The organism is Anaerovibrio sp., assembly GCF_051866355.1.
GTDB lineage: Bacteria > Bacillota > Negativicutes > Selenomonadales > Selenomonadaceae > Anaerovibrio.
Genome location: NZ_JBJDWZ010000089.1, coordinates 10,954 through 14,115 on the forward strand (window position 1 = coordinate 10,954; position 3,162 = coordinate 14,115).

The following is a 3,162-nucleotide window of genomic DNA, read 5'->3' on the forward strand; positions in this document are numbered from 1 at the left end:
CGGAACTTGCGCTTGCGTGCTGCCTCAGACTTCTTCTTGCGGCGTACACTTGGCTTTTCATAATGCTCACGCTTCCTGACCTCAGCCAAGGTACCAGCCTTCTGGCTCATACGCTTGAACCTGCGGAGAGCGCTGTCAATGGTCTCATTCTTACCAACCTTAATCTCGTTTGCCATCTATTTTTCCCCCCCTCCAATTGACTTGGGAGTGTATTTTTCAACTACACCTGATTATTATATCAAAATCAGGCATATATTGTCAACACCAAATTAGCCCGGCGGCCACTGCATGGAACGTCCGCCCAGTACGTGAAAATGCAGATGCTTCACGGTCTGCCCGCCTTCATCGCCGGTATTGGCCACCACGCGGAAGCCCTTATCCAGCTTATTATCCCTGGCAATCGCAGGAATAACCTCGCACATGATATGCCCGATTACATCCTTATCCTCAGCAGTAAGGGCGCCTACACTTTCAACATGCCTCTTTGGAATCACCAGCGCATGAAAAGGTGCCTGTGGCTCCAAATCCTTAAAGGACAGAACCTGCTCGTCCTCATAGACCACAGTGGAAGGAATTTCCTTTGCTGCAATTTTGCAAAAAATACAATCTGCCATATTTGTACACCTCCTCACCTTGTCCTGCCGCAGACCACACCGCCTGCCAGCTGCGCACAGCCGGCAAAGACAGCTTCTGCAGCTTATTCAGCCGCTGACAATATTAATCAGCCGTATTTATTATTGTACCATAAACTCCGTCTTTATACAATCGTTCCAGACGAACATCGTAAATTTCTCCCAGCTCCGCCCCGTCATTGGTATAGACGCGGATATACGTGTCGGTCAGCCCGTCCTTTTCCCCGTCGGTGTCGGTTTCCAGCAGCACGCGCTGAACCGTCCCCAGATAGGAGCGGCAGTATTCCTGCGCCATTTCCCCGGCCACTGCCTGCAGGCGGTGTACACGCTCCTTCTTGACAGGCTCCGGCACCTGATCCGGCATGGCGGCCGCCGGTGTACCGGTGCGGGGCGAGTAAGGAAAGACGTGCATGCGGGAAAACTGCAAGCTACGGATGTAGTCAAGGCTCTCCGCAAACATTTCCTCCGTTTCTCCCGGAAAGCCCACAATCACATCCGTGGACACGGAAACGCCGGGCACGGCCTGCCTTACCCGCGCCAGAAGCCGGGCAAACTCCTCCCTGTCATAGTGGCGGTTCATCCTTTTCAGCACGTAGTCGGAGCCTGCCTGCAACGGCAGGTGCAGATGGTGGCTGAACCTGGGATTGTCCCGGAGAAGCGCCAGAAGCTCATCAGAAAGCTCAATGGATTCGAGGGAGCTGAGCCTCAGCCGGCGCAGGCCCGGCAAGGCAAGCACCGCCTTTGCCGCATCCGCCAGGCTGGTGCCATCCTTGAAGTCCCTGCCGTAGGCCCCCAGATGAATGCCGGTGAAGACGATTTCCTTAAAGCCGTTGGCCAGCAGCTTTTCCGCCTCCCTGCGCACGCTGTCCAGCGGGCGGGAGCGCAGCGGGCCGCGGGTAAAGGGGATGATGCAGTAGCTGCAGAAATTGGTACATCCCTCCTGAATCTTGAGAAAGGCCCTGGTTCTGGTAGGCATGTCAAGAATCGGAATATCCTCGAACTCCCGCACCTTCATAATGTCCGTTACGCCATCGATGATTTTTCCGTTCTGGAGAATGGCCTGCTCCACATATTCCACTATGCGGCGGCGGTTTGCCGTGCCCAGCACCACCCTGACCCCCTCTATGGCCTTAATCTGCTCCGGGGCAATCTGGGCGTAACAGCCTGTGACGGCGATTACGGCCTCGGGATTCTGCCTCTGAACGCGGCGAATCAGCTGGCGCGATTTCTTGTCCCCCAGGCTGGTAACGGAGCAGGTGTTGATGACATAAACATCCGCCGGCCGGCTGTGTTCCACTATCTCATAGCCAGCCTCCTTGAACAGCCCCTCCATGACCTCGCTTTCAAACTGGTTCACCTTGCATCCCAGGGTAACAAATGCTGCACTTGCCAAAGCCTATCGCCCTCCTAAATCGCCGTTTTCATACTGAATGACAGCCACCGCGCTGATAGCGGCTGTTTCCGCCCGCAAAATCCTTGTGCCCAGGCTGACGGAAGCAATGCCCAGCTCCCTTGCCAGGGAAGCTTCCGACAGGGAAAAGCCCCCCTCCGGGCCAATCACCGCCACAAAGCGCTTGGCATCCCTCCAGGCCTGCAAAAATTCCTTGATGCCCTGCTGCAGCTCATTTTCATAGCACATGCAGACAGCCGTGCCATCGTCGCAGGCCTGCATGGTTTCCTTCAGCCACCTCTGCAGGGGCTGTACGGGCAGCACCACGGGCAGGCGGCTCCTGCCGCACTGCTTGCCTGCCTCATTGGCAATTTTCTGCCATTTTTCCTGCTTTGCCTGCGCCTTTTTCCCGTCGTACCTTGCCACGCAGTTGTCGCTTGCCAGAGGCACGATGATGTTCACCCCCAGCTCCGTTGCCTTCTGGACAATCATGTCCAGCTTGTCCCCTTTGGGCAGGCACTGGGCGAGAACAAGCTCCACCGGTGACTCAGTGCGCTCCTCCACATACTGCACCAGCCGCATGGACACTGATTCCTCCGTGAAGCCGGTCAGCTCATACTCGCCGACCTTGCCCTCGTCATCAGCCACCATGATGCGGTCACCGGCCCTTGCCCGCATCACCCTGCCCAGATGGTGGGCATCACCGCCGGTAATCACCAGCTCATCCTGCAAAAGGGCCTTGATAAAAATTCTCCGCATACCGCTGACCTCACGCCTGGCAATCAGCCACGGCCTGCAAATCCTTCTGCCGCCTGAAAGTGATGCATGCCCAGCCCTTGCTTTCCAGCCGCTCCGCCACGGCGTAGCCATGTGCCTCTGCCGCCGCCAGCACGTCCTCAATCCTGTCCTCGATAATGCCGCTGGTAAGAAGCGTGCCCCCCGGCTCAAGATGCTCATCCAGCTGGTCAAAGAGGCGGATGATGATGTCGGCAATAATATTGGCAATCACCAGCTGCGCCTTGCCGTGAATGTTCTGCATCAGGTCGCTCTGCGCCACGGAAACAACATCCTGCACATTATTCTGGGCCAGATTTTCCTCCACGATTTTCAGCACGGAATCATCGTAGTCCACCGCCTGAA

5 protein-coding genes are annotated in these 3,162 nt (G+C 56.5%); all 5 read right to left on the reverse strand.

From position 1 onward, the window contains the following. Positions 1-176: 30S ribosomal protein S21 (gene rpsU, locus ACI3UA_RS04985; RefSeq protein ID WP_439723734.1), on the reverse strand; the 176-nt coding region annotated here is incomplete at its 3' end. Positions 177-269: 93 nt separating this feature from the next. Further along, positions 270-614 (reverse strand): histidine triad nucleotide-binding protein, encoded by a 345-nt coding sequence (locus tag ACI3UA_RS04990; protein ID WP_439723730.1) that lies wholly within the window; start codon positions 612-614, stop codon positions 270-272. A 103-nt stretch (positions 615-717) separates the two neighbouring features. Then, positions 718-2,025 (reverse strand): tRNA (N(6)-L-threonylcarbamoyladenosine(37)-C(2))-methylthiotransferase MtaB, encoded by a 1,308-nt coding sequence (gene mtaB / locus ACI3UA_RS04995; RefSeq protein ID WP_439723731.1) that lies wholly within the window; start codon positions 2,023-2,025, stop codon positions 718-720. A 3-nt stretch (positions 2,026-2,028) separates the two neighbouring features. Further along, the gene (locus ACI3UA_RS05000) at positions 2,029-2,781 is read right to left on the reverse strand and encodes a 16S rRNA (uracil(1498)-N(3))-methyltransferase (protein WP_439723732.1); all 753 of its coding nucleotides are present in this window, start codon (positions 2,779-2,781) and stop codon (positions 2,029-2,031) included. A gap of 10 nt (positions 2,782-2,791) precedes the next feature. Next, positions 2,792-3,162, reverse strand: a 371-nt coding sequence (locus tag ACI3UA_RS05005) for a 50S ribosomal protein L11 methyltransferase (protein ID WP_439723733.1), incomplete at its 5' end; no start/stop codon positions are given.